The following is a 19,103-nucleotide window of genomic DNA, read 5'->3' as shown; positions in this document are numbered from 1 at the left end:
TCACCACTTTATGTTGTAGAGATGAATCTATAAATTGATAGATATAATCAAAAGCCGAGTCCAGTCAGGGTCATTCCTGATTGTGACTCGGCTTTTTTTACTATTGAATCTAATCATTGAGTTCTATTGAAGTCTTACTTCACAGCTCCGGCTGTAATTCCACTGGCAATCTGACGCTGGAAAAAAATATACATGATTAATACCGGTACAATACTGATAAATAATCCTGCGAACAATGGCCCCCATTCGGTACGATATTGCATTTCAGCTTGCATTACGGCTATTCCGATAGGCAAGGTGTAATGATCTGGATCATTAATAAGCACCAGTCCCACAAAGTATTCGTTCCAAATATTGAGGATATTGACGATAGCTACTGTAACAAGTCCCGGTTGAGACAATGGAAGCATAACACGGAAAAACGTTCCAAAGTAAGAAGCACCATCCATCGCAGCGGCTTCTTCTAATTCTTTCGGCAATGTTTTGAAAAAGCCCACTAGTACAAAGACACCAAAAGCAATCAAAGTGGTAGCATAGACCAAGATCAAACCGATAGAAGTGTTAATCAGGTTCAGCTTATTCATTAAAAAGAACAACGGAATCAATGCCAGACTAAAAGGAACCATCATAGAACTGATATAAAGTAGAAATAACGCATTACTCCCTTTAAACGGATATCGTGCTAGTACATAAGCAGTGGTAGCAGATAATACCAATCCTAACAATGTAGAGCCCAATGTGATAATCAATGAATTAGTAAAATATTTGCCAAAGTTATACGTTTCCCATACATAACTGAAATTGCTCCATAACAACGGAAGATCAGGCAAAGCCCAAGGTGGGTTAGCATAAAACTGTTTGTTGTCTTTGAGCGCATCCAGCAATGTCCACAGTAACGGATATAATACAGTAATACTCCAAACTGCTAACACCAGATAGAAAAAGATACGAATAATAGGATTGCGAATACCCATAATATTGCCCATCGAGCTCCTCCTTGATTGACGTTCTGATGCTCCAATATGCGGAATTCAGACCGATAGGTTTATTTAATCTCTGTGTGAATAATCAATATTAATTCATTTCTACAGTTTCTTGACGCATAATACGTTGTAATGCGATCGTTGTGATTAACGACATAATCAAAATAATCACGCCAATAGCAGCCCCATACCCAAAATGATATTGTTGGAAAGCCATCTGATACAGATAAGAGCCCATAACCTGAGTCGAATTATCTGGCCCACCATTGGTCATAATCATTACGATGACAAATGAGCCGTTCAGTGTAGTCATCATAATATTTAATACCGAAACTTTAATCTGTTCCCAGATCAGCGGTAATGTAATATGCGTAAATTGATGCCATTGCCCTGCACCTTCTAGTGAAGAAGCTTCATAGTAGGATTCAGGAATCCCTTGAATTGCGGCAATTAGCAAAATCATATAAAATCCAATCCCTGCCCAGATTGATGGAGGGAGTAACATCCAGATCGTATGAAATGGGAAGCCTAACCATGCGGTTTTGACTTCAGTACCTGTAATCAGTGAAAGAATCGAATTTAAAAATCCAATCTGCGGATTGTAGATAAATGCCCATAAGACACCGATAACAACGACAGAAATAATATTGGGAATAAAGAAAATAGAGCGGAAAAACAAAGCAAATTTAAGCCGGAAGCGGGTTAACGATACTGCAAAAAAAGTAGCCAAAACCATAATACCAATCATTTTACCTGCTACTAGAAAATAATCATTACCTATCGCTTGCCACATAATCGGATCGTGCATCAGATCGACGAAATTTTTGAGACCGATAAAGTCTTTATTTTCAGAAGAACCTGACCAGTCGAATAAAGAATAATAGAGTGCTTGAATAATGGGATATACCATAAACAATGCGTATAGAATAAGCGTAGGTAAAATAAACGATAAAATAAATATATTCCGTTGCCAGTGCCGCGAAGTCATCAAGCCACCATCCTTTTTCAATCCCATATATTCATAATTCTGAATGTAAAACAGAAGAGAACCGGATGATAAGCATCAGGCTCTCTCCTGTGATCCATCTTTATTAATTTGCTGCTTTTTGAGCGGCAGCGGATACCCGTTCGATCCATCCATTCGGATCAATAGTACCGATAGTTAGAGCGACTGTTGCATCATTCATTGCTTTTTCTACATCAGCATTAAATGTGATCGTAGGTACAACAATAGTATCTTTAGAATTTAAATATTCAGCGGCTTGTTTAACAAAAGCAGGAGCGTTTGAAGCACTGATATCTCCTTTGATATTGGAAGGAGCTCCGCTTAATTCAGCCCATTGAGAAGCTTGTTTTTTGGCAAAAATAAATTGAATAAACGCATAAGCTGCTTCTTTATTTTTGGCTTTAGATGCTACACCAACGGTAGCTGTAGAAGTAACAGCGATCGATTTACCACCTGGTTTCTGTGTGATCGATGGCATAAATCCAAAGTCGAAACCTTCAGGTACATCTTTGGACATTTCATTAGGCATCCATAATCCATTAGCGATAAAAGCATCTTTGTGTTGCAGGAATAACATTTGTGAATCGGTATGATTAAGCTGTACAGCAGCCGGATCGATAATTCCGTCATCACGCATAGTCACAATTTGGTTTAGTGCAGTCATAATAGCCGGGCTTTTGAAAGCTTCTGGATCATTAGCGGCTATTTTCTGCAAAATGGAAAAGTCATCATTGTTAGCAGATACCATAGCTGGATACAAAATAGAGTTGTTGATGTAATAAGGATAAATACCGGTATGGATAAAAGGAGTGATTCCTTTTGCTTTGATTTCTTTGCTTACAGATATGAATGAATCGAAGTCTGTTGGCGCTTTCCAATTATTATCAGCAAACAATTTTTGATCCCAGAAAATACCCCATGAGCTTAAAGCGAGTGGAATATTGTATGTTTTGCCATCGTAATCTTCCGGTGCTTGAGTAAGAGATTCAGAGATTAGATCACCGTCTACTGTTTTGGCTGTTTTGTACCATTCCGTTAAGTCTTCCAATTGTCCGTCTTCAATCATTTGACGAGCATTCAGACCTGCGCCATCGATATAAACGAAATCGGGTGGATTACCACCAATCCAGCGGGGTTTCATTTGATCATTGATTTTCGGTCCTGCGCTGACTTTAATCTTCAGATCGGGGTTAGCGGTTTGGAATTCTTCTACAACTTTTTTCCACCAGGCATCGCCATAACCGCCTACAAAATATTGAACTTCAAAGTCTCCAGTAAGACCTTTACCGGATGAAGCAGTTGTTCCTGTACTTGCCGTTCCGCTTGCTGAATCGTTGCTACTGCCACAACCTGATAATGTAAATACAGTCAGCAATGCCGCTGCACTTAATACAGATAATCTTTTTTTCCATGACATAAAAAATCAAACCCCCTAATTGATAATTTAAATCACGCCTTTGTGTTAGCAATACAACGATTTGGCGTCTGTGTTTATCATAAGGGATTTGATTATGCAAATATATTGAATATATTATTTTAAATCTTGAATATTTTACGAGATTTTATAGAATTTCATGAACTTTAAGTTAAATATAGTTACTTAATATGTTATATAAGTGATATATATTACGGATGAGTAGGGTTTTGATAAAGCGTTTGTTGTCGTTCCGCATATTGTTGTACTTGATCCAAAGCGGCTTGAGGGGTGATTCCATTGTATAAAATAGCATTACCCATTTTGCGAGTTAATGCCATAATATCTCCCCATTCTGGTTGTTGCAATGGGTAAAAGTAAGCTTTTTGTAGTCGATTGATATCAGCTTCCATCAATGGATTTTCTAAAGATAATTTATTCGCAACAGTGGTTGTAACAGGGATCATTCCTTCTTGACGGATAATATTTTCATAATTCTCGTCATTGTACAAATAATCCAAAAAAGTAGATAATGCTTCTTTATTCGTATGATCTGTTTTGAATGATAACATAACATCTTGAACCCCAAAATTCATTTCAGGTTGTCCATCTTTTACAGGAATCATGCCACTACCCCACGCTGTATTTGGAAATTCACGTTCTGTAACAGCCGCAAAATAATTACCACTAATCATCATGCCTAATTGCCCATCTCCCAAAATACGCTGTTTCTCGTCTCGAATCGTAACTGTAGGTTCAGGATCAGTCAGACCTTTAGTGTATAAATGTTTGAGATACGTCAGACCAGTAACATTTTGAGGAGAATTGATATCCCATTTTCCATTTTTCATCCAACCGCCACCTGCTCCAAAAAAGAAATAAGATAAATAGGCAGGGATCTCGTTATCTGTTAAATCAACACCAAAGCCATACGCACCGATTGCTTTCAATTTGGTAGCATCTTTGGTCAATTGAGACCATGTCTGTGGCGGTGATGATATGCCTGCTTGTCGAAACAGATTTTGTTCATAATATAATTTGCGAATAGTCGCTACATAAGGAATCGCATATTGTTGTCCGTCAATACGATCAAGCTTTAACAAATGAGGAGAAAGTTTATTTTTTAGATCTTCTGAAATCAGTTCATCCATATTGTTCAGCAATTGATCATGCCCGAAGCGAGCATACATATTCATATTAAGTAAGTCAGGAGGTTGTCCTTCACTAATCATCGAAGTATACACGCCATCAATAAGATCCCAATTGACCACTTGCAGCTCTACCGTAATTGAAGGATTTTCACGCATAAAATTACGAACTAATCGTTCAAGTACAGGCTTGGTGCTTGAACTGTATTCAGCGGCTACAAATTTGATCACTGCTTGTTGTTCAGTATTTCCTACAGGAACAGGTGTGACAGCAGAAGAACTACAACCACTTAATAGAAGAACCAGTATCAACAAGCTAGTGATTCGAAAATCTATCCAACGATTTGCTCGCATATCTACCTATCCTTCTGTTTTATTTTTCATAAAAGGGAAACAATAACTTTTGATTTTCAGGAGTATACATAGTTGTTGGTGTAATAACGGTAGAAGGAATCATTGTCACCGAGTGTTGGCTATCCAGCACACTTGGATCAGTGAGAGCTTTTTGTACAGCCAAATAACCCATATTAAAAGGCTTTTGTACAATCAAAGCATCTAGCGTTTTTTCTTCCAACAATTCGATCTCGTAAAAAGAACTATCAAAAGCGATAAACATTATCGAATCCAAATGACGTTCTTTGAGTGCTCGTGCTGCACCGACAGCGATGGGCTCGTTCATCACGATTAATGCATTAGGACGTGGATATTCATCTAATAATTTGTTGGTTAATACATAGGCTAGTTGTTCAGATTCTCCTGAATAATAAGTGACAGTACGATGATGAGGCATATTGCCTAGTACTTGCTTGATTCCTTGCTCACGTGCTTTGAAAATACTGGAGGATTGATAATCGCCGATAATCGCAACATAAGGTGAAGTATTGGTCTGATAAGCTGCCATTCTTCCTGCTTGCATTCCCATCTGTACATGATCGCTGGATACAGAAGAAGGAGCATTATTAACAGGTAAAGGAGTATCCATAACGACTACAGGAATACGAGCATTTTGTAGTCGAGTAATACCAGCCAACACACGCTTATCATTTAACGGTGCGATAACGACAGCAAGGGGCTTGATCACAAGTGCATTTTGAAGAGCATTTAACTGATTATTGATATCTGTATCATCTAAAGGCCCGGATACAAGAAATTGAATTCCTTTTTCTTTGGCAGCTTCTTCTGCACCGCTACGAACTGTCTGCCAGAAGTCGGATTGAGGACTATTGGACTTAAGAATAATCATAATCGTTCCTTCTTCTTCAGCAGTAGAAGTAAACCAGACAAAATAACTGATAATATACAGCGCACCGGCTACCAGTAAAATGGCGATCCACCAGCTAATACGTTGATTCCTCATACTCAATCTCACTTTCTGTAGGTCACAAAATAGCAGGTACGCGAATCGTCACAACGGTACCTTCTCCTAATACACTGTGTATACTCATACCGTACGTTGCTCCAAAATAAAGCTGTATCCGTTCATTAACATTGCCAATGCCGATCCCATGCTGTGTATTAGTAGCTACTGTGCCCTTATTGACTTGAGCAAGACGCTCAGTAGTCATACCAAGTCCGTTATCTCGCACTTCAAACAGCAAGTCATCTTGTTCTTGCCGTGCTGAGATATAGATGATACCGGGTGTAGTCTTACTACGTATTCCATGATAAATTGCATTTTCGATAAACGGTTGAAGCAGAATTTTGACCGTTTTGTATTGCAGTATATCTGAAGGGATATCAAATACATAATCCAATTGTTCACGATATCGCATTTTCTGAATAAATAAATAATGACGTATATGTTCAATCTCTACCCGAATTGATACTAATTCTTGATCACGTGTAATACTAGCACGGAACATTTTGGCAAGAGCAGATGTCATATCGACTACTTCTTCATGCTTTTCTTGTTCTGCCATCCAGATGATAGAATCGAGTGTGTTATAGAGAAAGTGAGGATTAATCTGTGCCTGTAATAACAAAAGTTCAGTTTTGCGCTTTTGTTCGCTAGTCTGTACAGTCTCATCCATCAGATGTTTAATTTCATTGACCATCACATTAAATGATTGCCCCAATTGATTAATTTCATTATCTTCTTCAATAGAGGTCTGAATATGAAAATTACCTAGTTCGACTTGCTTCATATCTTGTTGCAACCGTTTGATAGGCTTGGTCAGATGCAACGATAATAGCAGAGAGATGATAATAGAGATACCGATCCCAAGCAGAGCATACAGTAAAATCGAATGTTGAATCGAAGATTTGTTAGCGATCAGATCATCACTATAAGTCACGCCTACGATTTTCCAACCTAATCCGGTATCTTGTACAGAATAGATCCGTTTGCCTTTATTATCATCAGCAGTAAACGATTGACCACTTGCTGTAGTCAACACTTGCGGAATCTCTTCTGTCGCTAGATTGCTATACAACAATTGTTGCTGAGGATGATAAATAATATTGCCTGTACCATCTACAATAAATACATAGCCTTTTTTGCCTAAATAAATCTGACTACATAATTTATCAATAACGCTCAAATTCAGATCGACCAAAAAAATGCCTTCAGGTGTTATACCATCATTACTTTTAAGTTCACGACTTAAAGAAACGACCCAGCGGTATTCGCCACTAATCACATTTTGAATATGAGGGGGAGATACGATCGATTTGCCATTCATTTTTTGCGCATTGATATACCATGATTGTTGCTTAGGATCAATATTAGGGTTAAGTGCAGTGATCCGCCGATCAGATACAGTACGCCCATTGTAACCAAACACCATAATCGAAGCGATATCATTGCGACTGTAGAGAATATTTTGAAATAAATCGGAAATACGTTTCTCATAAGGACGAATATCATTTTTGCCGATAAAGCTATTGCTAGAAATATAGTAGGTCACATCTTTATTGGTCAAAGCAAGCAATGAGATATTTTCCATATTATCAATATACGTCTGGATATTCGTATTCACCTGACGCATAATCTCTTGAATATACACCTGAGAATTCTGTTCTGCGGCATCGACAGTCAACCGATAATTGTTAAGACTGATAATTGCGATCACGATCAGAATCAGACCGGAAAAAGCAACCAGTAAGCTGGTCGTCAAGCTTTTCCATTTCCAGGTGGTAAAGATTCTGAATAGATCACGTAACATTTATCTGTACAACTCCTTTACATGACGATGCTGTTCCCGGTATTGCTTGGGCGTTATACCGGTATGTTTTTTAAAAGAAGAACTGAAATAATTAGGATCGGTATAGCCTACTTTTTCAGCGATTTGATAAAATTTGTATTCGGTTAAACGCAGTAATTGTTTGGCTTTATCGATTCGAATACGAGTAAGATATTCTACATAAGTCACTTCTGTATATTGCTTAAATGCTTGACTAAAACTGCTTGTACTCATCAACACATGACTACAGATGTCTTGTAATGATAAATGAGCTTCTGCATAATGTTGCTCGATATAATAGATCGCTTTTTGAATATGTTGCTGACTATTGATCTGTATTTGTTTGTTCAAATGCGCAGACACATGATCTAACACAGCAAACCATTCTTGCAAGATCTGTTGCAGTGTGGGAGCAGTTAACCATTGCGGTTGATTTACAAACGTACTTAATATAGAACCTAATCCTAATTGCTGTAACCAATCTTGGATACGCAAAGCGATCTGACGAAATTGTAAAATACATTCTGTAGGCGATGTTCGCCGGGTAATCATTTGCTGTGCCATCTGAGCAGATAAACGTTGTGCTTCTTCTAGATCATTGTTGCTAAGATGAGTTACAATTTCTTTTTCCCAATCGATATCTGGTATAGGAGAGGAGGATTGTTGTAGATCGGCAAAAGATAAAAGAGTACCTGTACCGAAAAGAAACCGATACTCTAATGCTTGCATCGCTTGTTCATATTGCTGGGGCATGTCTGTGATATCGGTACATCCGGTAGCCAGACCGATTGTAAAAGATGTATCGATCTGCTGGCTAGATAATTGATAGAATTGGTTAATCGTTTGGGTGATCTGTTCAAAGATTGCAGGTGTAGATGAGTGATCTACAGAGGGATAAGAAAATAAATATACATACCGGGATTGATACACTATCGAAGTATATTCCCACTCTGCCGGTAATATAGTTTGAATAATAGAAGAGAGTGAATCTACTAATGCTGGCACAGGTGGAACAGTCTGTGTAGAAGAATCTGTTATCGTATCGTTATCGGGTTCAATAACAACAAGCTGATAAGCAGAGGACAACGAAGGCAAAGCAAATTGAAGTCGGTGTTGCTCCCATTCAGTATGACTGACTCCTGAAGTTAATACCTTTTCCCAGAATCGCTCTTTAAGTAATGGAAGACTTTGTGACCATTGCGTATGCAATTGATCGATATTATGATGCAATTGACGTTGATCATCCATTTCTAGCTTGATCTGTTTGAGTAATTCACGAATCTCTTTGGCTGTAACCGGTTTGAGAATAAAATCAGACACTTTAAGCCGAATCGCTCTTCTCGCATATTCAAATTCATCAAATCCTGTCAGGATAATCATTTTGATATCTGGATAGTGATGATGAACAAATTCAGCCAATTCCAATCCATCAACAAAAGGCATGCATATATCTGAAATAATCAAATCAGGCGGATCAGCAACGATAGCTGTTTGCGCTTCTAACCCATTCGCATAATCTCCTGCCAATTCAAATCCGTACGCTTGCCAATCAATCCGAGTCTTGAGACCTTCACGTATAATCATCTCATCATCAACTAACATCACTTTATACATCGATATCTCTCCTTCCAAGCATTCGGCATTGTAACATGAAGCAACATAAAAAGATGTTTACTGAGCAAACGATCTATAATTTATATTAAAAAGTTAGCAATATGTTATATAATGTATCGCTTATTTATAAGTTATAATCACGTAGGAATTTGTTCACTTTATCATGTTTTAAAAAGACTGACAACTGCTGTTATGACTATATCAAGGGCAGAAATATCCAGATTAAATCTTGTAGAAAAGTGACACCACAATAAAAATAAACATTGATCACTTAAAAAATGAAGCTTTTTCCAAAAAAATGATTTGCGCATGGTATAATCAGTAAAATTATGTAAAACCATACGAAAGGAGAATTGATTATGAGTGTATTGCAACGACAGCGACTAATATTAATTCCTCTCCAAACCTATCATAAAAAAGCAATAACAATATCCCAAAATATCAGGAATAGACACTGGATCAGGCCATAGCTATGTATATACTAGATTGACCTATCAATAGTTATCCCAAAGTATATAAGTTAGATAAAGAGAATGATATACATAGATTGATTATGACCTGATTCGTGTCTTTGCCTTTAAGGAGACATTATAATGACTTTTAATCCTCATTCTAGCAAGTACTCTAAATGGAAAAACCATATTCACTTTTGGAAATATCCTTCGATTTTATTAACCGGTGTAGCTATTGCTAATATTGGAGACTGGATTTTCTTAATTGCACTCAATCTTACTATGCTCGATATGTCAGGGTCTCCGCTTGCAATCGCAGGTCTGTATATCCTCAAGCCATTTGCAACCTTATGTACGAATAGTTGGGCAGGAAGTGTAGTGGATCGGCTGAATAAACGTCGATTAATGATTACTTTCGATCTTATTCGAGCAGTGCTTATTTTTACGCTTCCTTTTTTACATCATATTGGCTTGATCTATGCAGTAGTACTGGTAATCTATATGGCAAGTTCTATTTTTAGACCGACTTCTATGGTATATACAACCAAGTTGATTCCAACAGAACATCGTAAACGTTTTAATTCTATTCAAAGTTTGATTCATTCAGGCGCCTTTTTGATTGGCCCAGCGATCGCAGGTTTGTTATTTTTGATCACTAGTCCGCAAATGGCGATTTTTGTTACTGCGGTTGCTTTTGGTATCTCTAGTATTATGACATGGATATTACCTGATCTTGAAAAAGGAACTGTTACAATAGACCATCCAGTTAACCAAGAGCCGATTACTAAAATGGCAAAATCTAACCGCTCATGGCAAATGATCAAGCACGATTGGCGATTAGTGATAGCATTTAGCCGACAAGCTTGGAATGTAATGCTTATTTATTTTCTATTTCAAATTCTGATGGTATTGGCAGCCGGGCTAGACTCGATGGAAGTTGCTTTTGTCAAAGAAGTGCTTGCAGGTACAGATAGTCAATATAGTTATCTGGTAAGTGTAGCAGGTATAGGACTAGGTGTGGGAGCACTTGTAAATATGGTGATTGTGAAGCGTTTAACTGTCACGATATTGTTAGCAGTCGGGGCGATTGGATTCGGAGCAGGCTATGTGATCTATAGCTTATCCGATTCTTTTACAGGTGCAGCGATTGGATTTTTTGTATTAGCTTTTTTTATGGCATTTATGAATACAGGATTTATGACTTTTTATCAAAATCATGTACCTGTCGATATGATGGGACGCATTAGTAGTATTTATAGTCTGGTAGCCGCTGTTATGCAAATGTTGTCTGTGTTTATTCTAGGGCTGACCGCTCAATTATGGTCGATCTCATGGTCGGTAATTATCGGTTCGTGTGTTATGTTAGGTATTACATTGGTGCTTGCTCTGGCGGTTCGTCTATATATGCCGATATCTCCACCAGAAGAAGCACAGTAAAGGATTGTACGTCTAACAGATGAGAATCATTTAATAAAGCTATCCTGTCGAATCGTATGAATAAACTGCTGACTGGCTATCGATAAAGGCTCATGAAGACGAGTGCAAATAGCAATACTATTTTGCAAATACACATCGTTAACAAATACACGCGCTAATTGTCCTCGTTCTACATAATCTCGTACAACGAACGAAGATACGAAGTTAGCTCCATAACCAGCAATAACAGCTTGAATTGCTTCTGGCAATCCATTAAATTGTAAAGGAATCTGCGGAGGAGGAGTATTGTGAGTTCGACATAAGGCTAACAAACGCTCTCGTGTCGAGCTTCCTTGCTCACGCATGACAAAAGGTTCTTTCATCATCTCTTGTAGTGAAATATGTTGATGGGCATAACGATGATTGGGTGCTACGACAAACCACAGTTCATCTCGAAATAATTCTTCTGCTTGAATATCTGCTGTCTGTTCTTCAGCGAGTCCCCCATAAATAGCAATATCGACTTCCATTTGTAATAACTGACGTAAAGCATCTGTAGAATTGGTTGTAGTTATGGTCATATCTACATGCTCGTATTGTTGCTTGAACTTGGCGATCCATGCAGGCAATAGAAAATGAGCAGGCAAATAAGTAGCCGCTAAACGAATCTGCCCACGCTGTCCTTGATGATACTCGTTAATCCATTGTTCGACCTGTCCGGTAATCGCAAAAATACGCTGTGTAAATCCCAACAACTCTTTAGCTTCGCTCGTTAAAGCAATTCCTCGTCCTTGTGGAATCAATAAAGTGATCCCTATTTCTTTTTCTAACTTCTTAATCTGTGCTGTAATCGCAGGCTGACTAATATTTAATAGATCAGCAGCTCTAGTCACACTACCTTGAACAGCAATCGTATGAAATAAATAAAGAGCATGCATATTTAACATTCTTCTAATCCCTACTTTCGTATGTATTCATATATTTTAGATATGAATAAGTAATAACTATATATTATTAATATGAATATATACAAGCTACAATACTTATAGAAACCACAAGAAATTTTTATAAATAGGAGGATAATAAGTATGAGCGATATTCAAGTATGGAGTCAGATGGATCAGTATATTGAAGAAAATCTTATCCCCAAAGATACTATTCTAGAACAAGTATTACGTAACAATCAGCAAGCATCTTTACCCGAGTATGATGTATCACCTGCTCAAGGGAAATTACTTCAATTAATCGTGATGATGAACAAAGCCAAACGCATTTTAGAAATAGGTACATTGGGTGGATACAGTACTATATGGATGGCACGTGCTTTACCTGTAGATGGACGATTAATTACACTGGAATATGATCCTCATCATGCCAAAGTAGCCGGGCAGAATATTACATTCGCTGGGTTAGAGGACAAAGTGGATATTCGTATCGGTGATGCCTCAGAACAATTATCCCAGATGGAAACAGAACAAATAGAAGCGTTTGATCTCATTTTTATTGATGCAGACAAAAATAATAATGCTCGTTATTTACAATATGCTTTGCAAATGTCTCATCCGGGCACTGTCATTATTGGAGACAATGTGGTTCGAGAAGGAGCTATCTTAGATCAACATAGTAATGATAGCCGTGTACAAGGGATTCGCCAATTTTATGAATTATTAGCTAACGATCCTCGTATCACAGCTACATCGATTCAGACGGTAGGTAGTAAAGGTTATGATGGTTTTGCAATTGGAATTGTTATCTAGTACATGAGTTGATTATATCGACCAGTACATTGGAGCTTCTACACCTAATGTCCCTTCAACGGGTCCACCTTCTTTGCGCCAGTATTCGATTCCACCTAGTAGTTCTTTTACTGGAAATCCAAGAGAAGCTAATTTGGCTGCTGCTTTGGTTGCTCCATTACAAGCAGGTCCCCAGCAGTAAGTTACAATAGTTGTGTTTTTATCCAAATGGGCAGTTGTTTTCTCATTGATCTGCCTGCCTGTAATATGGATTGCACCTGAAATATGGCATTGCTCATAAGTTGCTTCATCTCGTACATCTAATATTACAAATGGCGGATTTCCTTTTTGACAATCAATCATGACATCAGCTACATCGGTTTCGTATGCGGCTTTAGCTGTAAAATGACGATAAGCATCTGTCGTATTTGCCGCAGGGGTTTCAAGTGTAAGTGAAAAGCGTGGAGCACGATTCATAAGTAGACAACTCCTTCAATAGTGGGTTATGTTGAATAAGACTAAGAGATAGGGTCTGTATTGATTGTACAAAAAGTAAAAGATACAAGTGTTATAGAGTTATAGATACTCACTATCGATCTGATCGATAATACATTTATTTGATAGAAGCTATATAAGAGATTCCGTATTTTTGCGTAGAGAAAGAGTGATTAGATGGAGCTGTTATATCTCAAAACGTTCTGTGAATTGGTAAAATGGGGCAATTACACACGTACTGCGCAGGTACTCGATTATGCTCAATCCAGTGTAACCAATCATATTCAGCGATTAGAACAATTATATGGTGGAAAACGATTATTTCAGCGCAAAGGCAATACTGTGATATTAACGCCAATTGGGGAGAAGTTATTACCCTATGCTCGTCAAATGATTGATTTACAACAACAAGCCAGACAAGCATTATCTATAGAAGATCTTGAACCTTCGGTGCTAACGATAGGAACGATTGAAAGTCTATCTCTTTACTATTTACCCGGTATTATGGCACAGTTCCGACAACAGTATCCTCATGTACAAGTCAAAATTGTATTAGATCAAGAACAACAACTGATACGTCGTCTACGCGAGCAAGAATTAGATATTGCTCTTATTTTGGATACACCGTATCAAGCTCGTGATATCACATCGATTCCCCTTTTTTCTGTAGAAATGAAAGTCGTGATCTATCCAGAGCATGCACTGGCTCAACGTTCTTCCATCTCTGCTGGTGATCTGCATCAACAACCGTTAATTTTGACAGAAGAAGGATGTACGTACCGCGCTTATCTGATCCAAAAGATGAAAGAACAACAACAGATCAGTCAGATTTATCTGGAACTGGGTAATATCGAATCGATTAAGCAAGCTGTTGCCAAGCAATGGGGGATCGCTTTTTTACCTCAATTTGTATTACATCAAGAAGAAGCATACAGTGGATTGCACATTCTCCCCTGGAAAGAAGAAGATCTGCAGTTATATAGCCAGATTCTGTACCATGCAGAGCGACCGCTGAGTAGTATCGCCGCAGATTGGGTTACTTTATGTAGAGCCAATCCTACCGTAGCCGTACTTTGAAAAAATGTTACACAGTTATTCCTATACAATTAATAGGATTAAACTTCATTTTCATTTGAAATCAAGGTATACTATGGAAGGAAACTTGAAAGGGTTAGCCCTTTTTTGCCAAAACAGATTGCGAAGGAGTGTCATTATGTCAAAAGTATTAGTTTTTGGTCATAAAAATCCGGACACGGATACGATTACAGCTGCGCTTGCTTATGCAGCATTGAAAAAAGAATTGGGTGTAGATGCTGAAGCGATTCGTCTAGGTGAAGTAAACGGCGAAACACAATACGCTTTGGATTATTTTAAAGTAGAAGCTCCACGTCTTGTAGAAAAAGTCGCTGCTGAAGCGAAAGAAGTTATTCTTGTTGACCACAATGAGCGTCAACAAAGTGCTGATGATATCGAAGACGTTACAGTAATCGAAGTTATCGATCATCACCGTATCGCTAATTTTGAGACTAGCGGCCCGTTATACTATCGTGCAGAACCTGTAGGTTGCACAGCAACAATTTTGAATAAATTGTATAAAGAACATGGCGTATCAATCTCCAAGCAAAATGCAGGTTTGATGTTATCTGCAATTATTTCAGATTCGTTGTTGTTCAAATCGCCTACATGCACACCACAAGATGTAGAAGCAGCGAATGAATTGGCTCGTATTGCTGAAGTGGATATTGCTAAATACGGTCTGGATATGCTTAAAGCAGGCGCTGACCTAAGCGACAAAACAGTAGAGCAATTGATCACTTTGGATGCAAAAGAATTCCAAATGGGTGATGCTAAAGTCGAAATCGCGCAAGTCAATGCGGTAGATGTGAATGACGTATTGTCTCAACAAACAGCGATTGAAGCAGCATTAACAGCAGTCATTGAGAAAAAAGGTCTGGATCTATTCTTATTCGTAGTAACCGACATTTTGAACAACGATTCTGTAGGTCTTGCTCTAGGCAAACGTACAGATGTTGTAGAAGCAGCATACAATGTAAAACTTGAGAATAATCAAGCTATGCTTAAAGGTGTTGTTTCTCGTAAATCTCAAATCGTACCTGTATTAACAGATACATTTGCTAAATAATATAATCATATGCTACATAAGCATATTGTTATCCAAAAGGCGGTTGGAGTTCTATTCCAATCGTCTTTTTTTTTTGTATAAATATATTGCCTTCAAGCTAGTGCTAGGCTACACTTTTGTACATCAACATCAACATCAACATCAACATCAACATCAACATCAACATCAACATCAACATCAACATCAACATCAACATCAACATCAACATCAACATCAACATCAACATCAACATCAACATCAAGTGGGAGGGCGTTTATGACGACACGAGCTAAATTGATTGGACCCGCACGCTTTAGTGTAGCTGTTCATGCTCTTGCCGGGCTTGCTTCAAATGGTGGAACATTATCCAGCGCGATGCTTGCTGCTCAAGTTCATTCCCATCCAACCTTTTTACGAAGAATACTAGCTACACTAGCCAGTCATAAAATTGTAGATACGCGAGAAGGACGAGACGGTGGTTATACTTTGCGGATGCCAGCCGATCAATTAACGTTGTCTGCTATCTATCTTGCTATTCGTATCGAACAACCGATTCATGAGTTGTCTAATGCTGATGGTATACAAGATAGCCAAAAGGCAAATCAGCGATTGAGTAACATCATGAAAGGCGCAGAACAACAAGTGATAGATTATCTTCAACAATTCACTTTAGCTGATATTATAGAAGATTCAGATGATTATTAGACGGATGTTGTGTAATTTCTTATTCAGCTACAAGCAGAGCGGCTATATCAATACACCAAGCACAGGATAAACTTAAAACTGAAAAGTATATCAAAGGACAGTAAGTACTCAGCATAAAGACTCTATTTCTCAACAACATCGTACAGTTGTTATTGAAATAGAGTCTTTGTATGGACTGAATAGACAGAAGTATTATCCTACTTGCTGAATATAAGTAGATGTACTTTCAAAAAAATATTAAGTCTCTTTTATCTGTTGTTCTTCTTTGGCAGCACGACGAGCAAACCATGTTGCTAATAACGAACCTGAAATATTATGCCATACACTAAAAATGGCACTTGGCACAGCGGCTAAAGGATTAAAATGAGCCGCAGCCAGACTTGCTCCTAGCCCTGAATTTTGCATACCTGTCTCAAAAACAATAGCTTTACGTTGTGCAGGATTCATACGAATCGCTTTGGCAAACAAATATCCGAGCAAATAACCAAGTCCATTATGTAAAATAACGACAAGGAAAATCAATAATCCCGTTTCCACAATTTTGTCGCGATTTAGACCTACAACAATCGAGACGATCAATACAATCGCAAGCGTAGAAACAAAAGGCAACGCCACTGTAGCCGCTTCTGCTTGTTTGCGAAATAGTGATTTTACAATAACGCCTAGTACAATAGGAACGATCACTACTTTGAGGATATCTAGAATAAGACTGCTTGCACTAATATCCATCCATTGTCCGGCAAGTAACGAAATCATCGCCGGTGTAGCTAGTGGAGCAATCAAAGTCGATACAGAAGCGATAGATACGCCTAGCGCTACATCTCCTTTAGATAAAAAAGTCATGACATTAGAAGATGTACCACTTGGACAACAACCGACAAGAATCACACCTACAGCAATATCAGGCGGAAGTTGCAACGCAATCGCTAGACCATAAGCAAGTAACGGCATAATAATATAATGCCCTACTACTCCCAACGCAACATCCAACGGACGACGAAACACTTCGCGAAAATCAGCAGAAGACAAAGTCAATCCCATTCCAAACATCACGATTCCAAGCAATAACGAAATCTGTCCTTTCAACCCTGTAAATACAGCAGGCATAAAAAATCCAAGTAACGCAAATAATATCACCCAGATCGAAAATGTATCCCCTACAAACTTACTAACTTTGGCTACAGCATTCATGATGTAATCTCCTATTCTTGTGGTTTTGATCAAAACGGTGATTGTCTAAACAATAAATATCAACCATGTTTATTTAGAATATTCTCCATCAACGCTTTAATGCGTAAAAACTAAAGTATGCAAATTTTACTATAAAAGATTTTACATGGCTATTGTTTTTTATTTCACATATAAGGCATGATAGAGAAATACATCCAATTCGCAAAAAAATGAGGTTAGCATCCCTTACAGTAACAACCATTTCAATACATAAGGAGAATGATCAAATATGCCAATACATAATGATATCCCAGAACGTTATCAGGTCGGTATTTTGTTGTTTGATGAAGTGGAAGTAATGGATTTTGCAGGGCCGTTTGAAGTGTTTTCACTTGCAGAGACGGTAGATAAGCAGAAGTTATTTCAAGTACACACGATATCTCCAGATGGTGAACTTATCAGTGCTCGTAACGGACTAAAAGTACAACCAGATTATGCGATTCAAGATATGCCTGCAATGGATATTTTAATTATTCCCGGTGGGTACGGGGCAGAAGAAATCATTATTCATGATCCTGTCATTATCAAATGGATACAAACACAAGCTCAACAGGTGAAATTACTAGCTTCTATTTGTACCGGTGCATTGGTGCTAGCAGAAGCAGGGCTGTTACAAGGTCTAGAAGCAACTACTCATTGGATGGATCTGGATCGATTGCAACAAGATTATCCTGATGTGATCGTCAAATCAGGTGTGAAATTTGTAGATCAAGGATCGATTATGACATCCGCAGGAATCTCGGCAGGTATCCATTTGGCATTACATATTGTAAGTGAATGGGTTAATATAGACTGTGCTCGTACTATCATCAAACGAATGGATATAGATATTGAGATGTAATGAAACAACTTACTTAGGGAGAAAAGAGTGATTAACGATGTTTCACGGTCAGGCGATTTTGCCAGCAGCCAAAAGTATGAAGCAATTTGAACAAATCTTATCCAGTTCGTATGAATATGGAGTATTTTTGGATACCCATATTGCTCAACTCAAAAATATTTATAAAATGGCAAATCATCATCAAAAAAAAATGTTTTTGCATGCCGATCTAGTACATGGTCTCAAAAATGATGAGTATGCAGCTGAATATTTGTGTCAGGAGATTAAGCCTTACGGTATTATTTCGACACGCGGTAATATGATTTTAAAAGCCAAGCAAAAAGGAGTTATCGCTATTCAGCGTGTTTTCATGCTTGATACGATTGCGCTGGAGAAAAGTTATGCTTTATTGCAAAAGACACAGCCTGATTATATTGAAGTCTTACCCGGCGTGGTTCCTCATATGATCAAAGAAGTCATTGAACGCACCAATATTCCTGTATTTGCAGGTGGGTTGATTCGTACAGCTAATGATGTGGAACAAGCACTTGCTGCGGGGGCAACAGCAGTTACGACATCCAATGATCAGTTGTTTGCTCATTACCGTACAGACAAGTAAAAAAAACAGTCATAATGAAGATGACATGAATATTGTCATGTTGACACCGCTTACATGTTACGATATGATGAACTTATCAAGTTAATAATGTGACGGAGAACCGGAGAGCCACGCAAAGACCCCTACATCTGAAGGGGTGGTTTGCAGTGGCTTTTTCTGTT

17 protein-coding genes are annotated in these 19,103 nt (G+C 38.1%); 7 read left to right on the top strand and 10 right to left on the bottom strand.

The features are described from left to right. Positions 1 to 134: 134 nt before the first annotated feature. The 7 genes from PQ456_RS18935 to PQ456_RS18905 form a co-directional block, all read right to left on the bottom strand. Positions 135 to 986: a carbohydrate ABC transporter permease gene (locus PQ456_RS18935; protein ID WP_273613650.1), complete on the bottom strand. Its 852-nt coding sequence runs from the start codon at positions 984 to 986 to the stop codon at positions 135 to 137. Between the two features lie 88 nt (positions 987 to 1,074). Continuing rightward, positions 1,075 to 1,971 (bottom strand): carbohydrate ABC transporter permease, encoded by an 897-nt coding sequence (locus PQ456_RS18930; RefSeq protein ID WP_273613649.1) that lies wholly within the window; start codon positions 1,969 to 1,971, stop codon positions 1,075 to 1,077. A 103-nt stretch (positions 1,972 to 2,074) separates the two neighbouring features. Next, on the bottom strand, positions 2,075 to 3,406 hold the full coding sequence (locus PQ456_RS18925) for an ABC transporter substrate-binding protein (protein WP_273613648.1): 1,332 nt from the start codon (positions 3,404 to 3,406) through the stop codon (positions 2,075 to 2,077). Positions 3,407 to 3,615: 209 nt separating this feature from the next. After that, entirely contained in the window at positions 3,616 to 4,905 is a 1,290-nt protein-coding gene (locus PQ456_RS18920; RefSeq protein WP_273613647.1) for an extracellular solute-binding protein, read from the bottom strand. A 19-nt stretch (positions 4,906 to 4,924) separates the two neighbouring features. Further along, positions 4,925 to 5,908 carry a substrate-binding domain-containing protein gene (locus tag PQ456_RS18915; protein ID WP_273613646.1) on the bottom strand — a complete coding sequence of 328 codons (984 nt, stop codon included), beginning with the start codon at positions 5,906 to 5,908 and terminating at the stop codon, positions 4,925 to 4,927. A gap of 22 nt (positions 5,909 to 5,930) precedes the next feature. Next, on the bottom strand, positions 5,931 to 7,715 hold the full coding sequence (locus PQ456_RS18910) for a sensor histidine kinase (RefSeq protein WP_273613645.1): 1,785 nt from the start codon (positions 7,713 to 7,715) through the stop codon (positions 5,931 to 5,933). Beyond that, positions 7,716 to 9,347, bottom strand: a complete 1,632-nt coding sequence (locus tag PQ456_RS18905) for a helix-turn-helix domain-containing protein (protein WP_273613644.1) — start codon at positions 9,345 to 9,347, stop codon at positions 7,716 to 7,718. Positions 9,348 to 9,940: 593 nt separating this feature from the next. Between PQ456_RS18905 and PQ456_RS18900 the strand changes: the two genes are divergently transcribed. Further along, positions 9,941 to 11,236, top strand: a complete 1,296-nt coding sequence (locus PQ456_RS18900) for an MFS transporter (RefSeq protein WP_273613643.1) — start codon at positions 9,941 to 9,943, stop codon at positions 11,234 to 11,236. 26 nt (positions 11,237 to 11,262) lie between these two features. Here the strand turns inward: PQ456_RS18900 and PQ456_RS18895 are convergent, their stop codons facing one another. After that, positions 11,263 to 12,162 (bottom strand): LysR family transcriptional regulator, encoded by a 900-nt coding sequence (locus tag PQ456_RS18895; RefSeq protein WP_273613642.1) that lies wholly within the window; start codon positions 12,160 to 12,162, stop codon positions 11,263 to 11,265. A 141-nt stretch (positions 12,163 to 12,303) separates the two neighbouring features. On the opposite strand from PQ456_RS18895, the gene PQ456_RS18890 reads away from it, so the two are divergent. Further along, the gene (locus tag PQ456_RS18890; protein WP_273613641.1) at positions 12,304 to 12,972 is read left to right on the top strand and encodes an O-methyltransferase; all 669 of its coding nucleotides are present in this window, start codon (positions 12,304 to 12,306) and stop codon (positions 12,970 to 12,972) included. 12 nt (positions 12,973 to 12,984) lie between these two features. On the opposite strand, the gene PQ456_RS18885 is transcribed toward PQ456_RS18890, so the two are convergent. Then, positions 12,985 to 13,428: a rhodanese-like domain-containing protein gene (locus PQ456_RS18885; protein ID WP_273613640.1), complete on the bottom strand. Its 444-nt coding sequence runs from the start codon at positions 13,426 to 13,428 to the stop codon at positions 12,985 to 12,987. 195 nt (positions 13,429 to 13,623) lie between these two features. On the opposite strand from PQ456_RS18885, the gene PQ456_RS18880 reads away from it, so the two are divergent. The 3 genes from PQ456_RS18880 to PQ456_RS18870 all read left to right on the top strand — a co-directional run bounded on the left by PQ456_RS18880 (position 13,624) and on the right by PQ456_RS18870 (position 16,273). After that, positions 13,624 to 14,523: a LysR family transcriptional regulator gene (locus tag PQ456_RS18880; RefSeq protein ID WP_273613639.1), complete on the top strand. Its 900-nt coding sequence runs from the start codon at positions 13,624 to 13,626 to the stop codon at positions 14,521 to 14,523. 136 nt (positions 14,524 to 14,659) lie between these two features. Then, positions 14,660 to 15,589 carry a manganese-dependent inorganic pyrophosphatase gene (locus PQ456_RS18875; protein ID WP_273613638.1) on the top strand — a complete coding sequence of 310 codons (930 nt, stop codon included), beginning with the start codon at positions 14,660 to 14,662 and terminating at the stop codon, positions 15,587 to 15,589. 255 nt (positions 15,590 to 15,844) lie between these two features. Next, positions 15,845 to 16,273 (top strand): RrF2 family transcriptional regulator, encoded by a 429-nt coding sequence (locus PQ456_RS18870; RefSeq protein WP_273613637.1) that lies wholly within the window; start codon positions 15,845 to 15,847, stop codon positions 16,271 to 16,273. Between the two features lie 237 nt (positions 16,274 to 16,510). Here PQ456_RS18870 and PQ456_RS18865 read toward each other — a convergent pair whose 3' ends face one another. Continuing rightward, positions 16,511 to 17,464, bottom strand: a complete 954-nt coding sequence (locus PQ456_RS18865; RefSeq protein ID WP_273613636.1) for a bile acid:sodium symporter family protein — start codon at positions 17,462 to 17,464, stop codon at positions 16,511 to 16,513. A 286-nt stretch (positions 17,465 to 17,750) separates the two neighbouring features. Here PQ456_RS18865 and PQ456_RS18860 point away from each other — a divergent pair, with 286 nt between their 5' ends. Further along, complete coding sequence (locus tag PQ456_RS18860) at positions 17,751 to 18,344, top strand: DJ-1/PfpI family protein (RefSeq protein WP_420540675.1); 594 nt, start codon at positions 17,751 to 17,753, stop codon at positions 18,342 to 18,344. Positions 18,345 to 18,381: 37 nt separating this feature from the next. Further along, positions 18,382 to 18,942 (top strand): glycerol-3-phosphate responsive antiterminator, encoded by a 561-nt coding sequence (locus tag PQ456_RS18855; RefSeq protein WP_273613634.1) that lies wholly within the window; start codon positions 18,382 to 18,384, stop codon positions 18,940 to 18,942. Positions 18,943 to 19,103 lie beyond the last annotated feature (161 nt).

Source organism: Paenibacillus kyungheensis (assembly GCF_028606985.1).
GTDB classification, from domain to species: Bacteria; Bacillota; Bacilli; order Paenibacillales; family Paenibacillaceae; genus Saccharibacillus; species Saccharibacillus kyungheensis.
This window is presented reverse-complemented; position numbering and strand designations above follow the sequence as displayed.

What these genes read in the sequence shown, in the direction of transcription:
- PQ456_RS18935 (WP_273613650.1), bottom strand. Translation starts at nt 986, where the DNA reads ATGGGCAATATTATGGGTATTCGCAATCCTATTATTCGTATCTTTTTC.
- PQ456_RS18930 (WP_273613649.1), bottom strand. Translation starts at nt 1,971, where the DNA reads ATGACTTCGCGGCACTGGCAACGGAATATATTTATTTTATCGTTTATT.
- PQ456_RS18925 (WP_273613648.1), bottom strand. Translation starts at nt 3,406, where the DNA reads ATGTCATGGAAAAAAAGATTATCTGTATTAAGTGCAGCGGCATTGCTG.
- PQ456_RS18920 (WP_273613647.1), bottom strand. Translation starts at nt 4,905, where the DNA reads ATGCGAGCAAATCGTTGGATAGATTTTCGAATCACTAGCTTGTTGATA.
- PQ456_RS18915 (WP_273613646.1), bottom strand. Translation starts at nt 5,908, where the DNA reads ATGAGGAATCAACGTATTAGCTGGTGGATCGCCATTTTACTGGTAGCC.
- PQ456_RS18910 (WP_273613645.1), bottom strand. Translation starts at nt 7,715, where the DNA reads ATGTTACGTGATCTATTCAGAATCTTTACCACCTGGAAATGGAAAAGC.
- PQ456_RS18905 (WP_273613644.1), bottom strand. Translation starts at nt 9,347, where the DNA reads ATGTATAAAGTGATGTTAGTTGATGATGAGATGATTATACGTGAAGGT.
- PQ456_RS18900 (WP_273613643.1), top strand. Translation starts at nt 9,941, where the DNA reads ATGACTTTTAATCCTCATTCTAGCAAGTACTCTAAATGGAAAAACCAT.
- PQ456_RS18895 (WP_273613642.1), bottom strand. Translation starts at nt 12,162, where the DNA reads ATGTTAAATATGCATGCTCTTTATTTATTTCATACGATTGCTGTTCAA.
- PQ456_RS18890 (WP_273613641.1), top strand. Translation starts at nt 12,304, where the DNA reads ATGAGCGATATTCAAGTATGGAGTCAGATGGATCAGTATATTGAAGAA.
- PQ456_RS18885 (WP_273613640.1), bottom strand. Translation starts at nt 13,428, where the DNA reads ATGAATCGTGCTCCACGCTTTTCACTTACACTTGAAACCCCTGCGGCA.
- PQ456_RS18880 (WP_273613639.1), top strand. Translation starts at nt 13,624, where the DNA reads ATGGAGCTGTTATATCTCAAAACGTTCTGTGAATTGGTAAAATGGGGC.
- PQ456_RS18875 (WP_273613638.1), top strand. Translation starts at nt 14,660, where the DNA reads ATGTCAAAAGTATTAGTTTTTGGTCATAAAAATCCGGACACGGATACG.
- PQ456_RS18870 (WP_273613637.1), top strand. Translation starts at nt 15,845, where the DNA reads ATGACGACACGAGCTAAATTGATTGGACCCGCACGCTTTAGTGTAGCT.
- PQ456_RS18865 (WP_273613636.1), bottom strand. Translation starts at nt 17,464, where the DNA reads ATGAATGCTGTAGCCAAAGTTAGTAAGTTTGTAGGGGATACATTTTCG.
- PQ456_RS18855 (WP_273613634.1), top strand. Translation starts at nt 18,382, where the DNA reads ATGTTTCACGGTCAGGCGATTTTGCCAGCAGCCAAAAGTATGAAGCAA.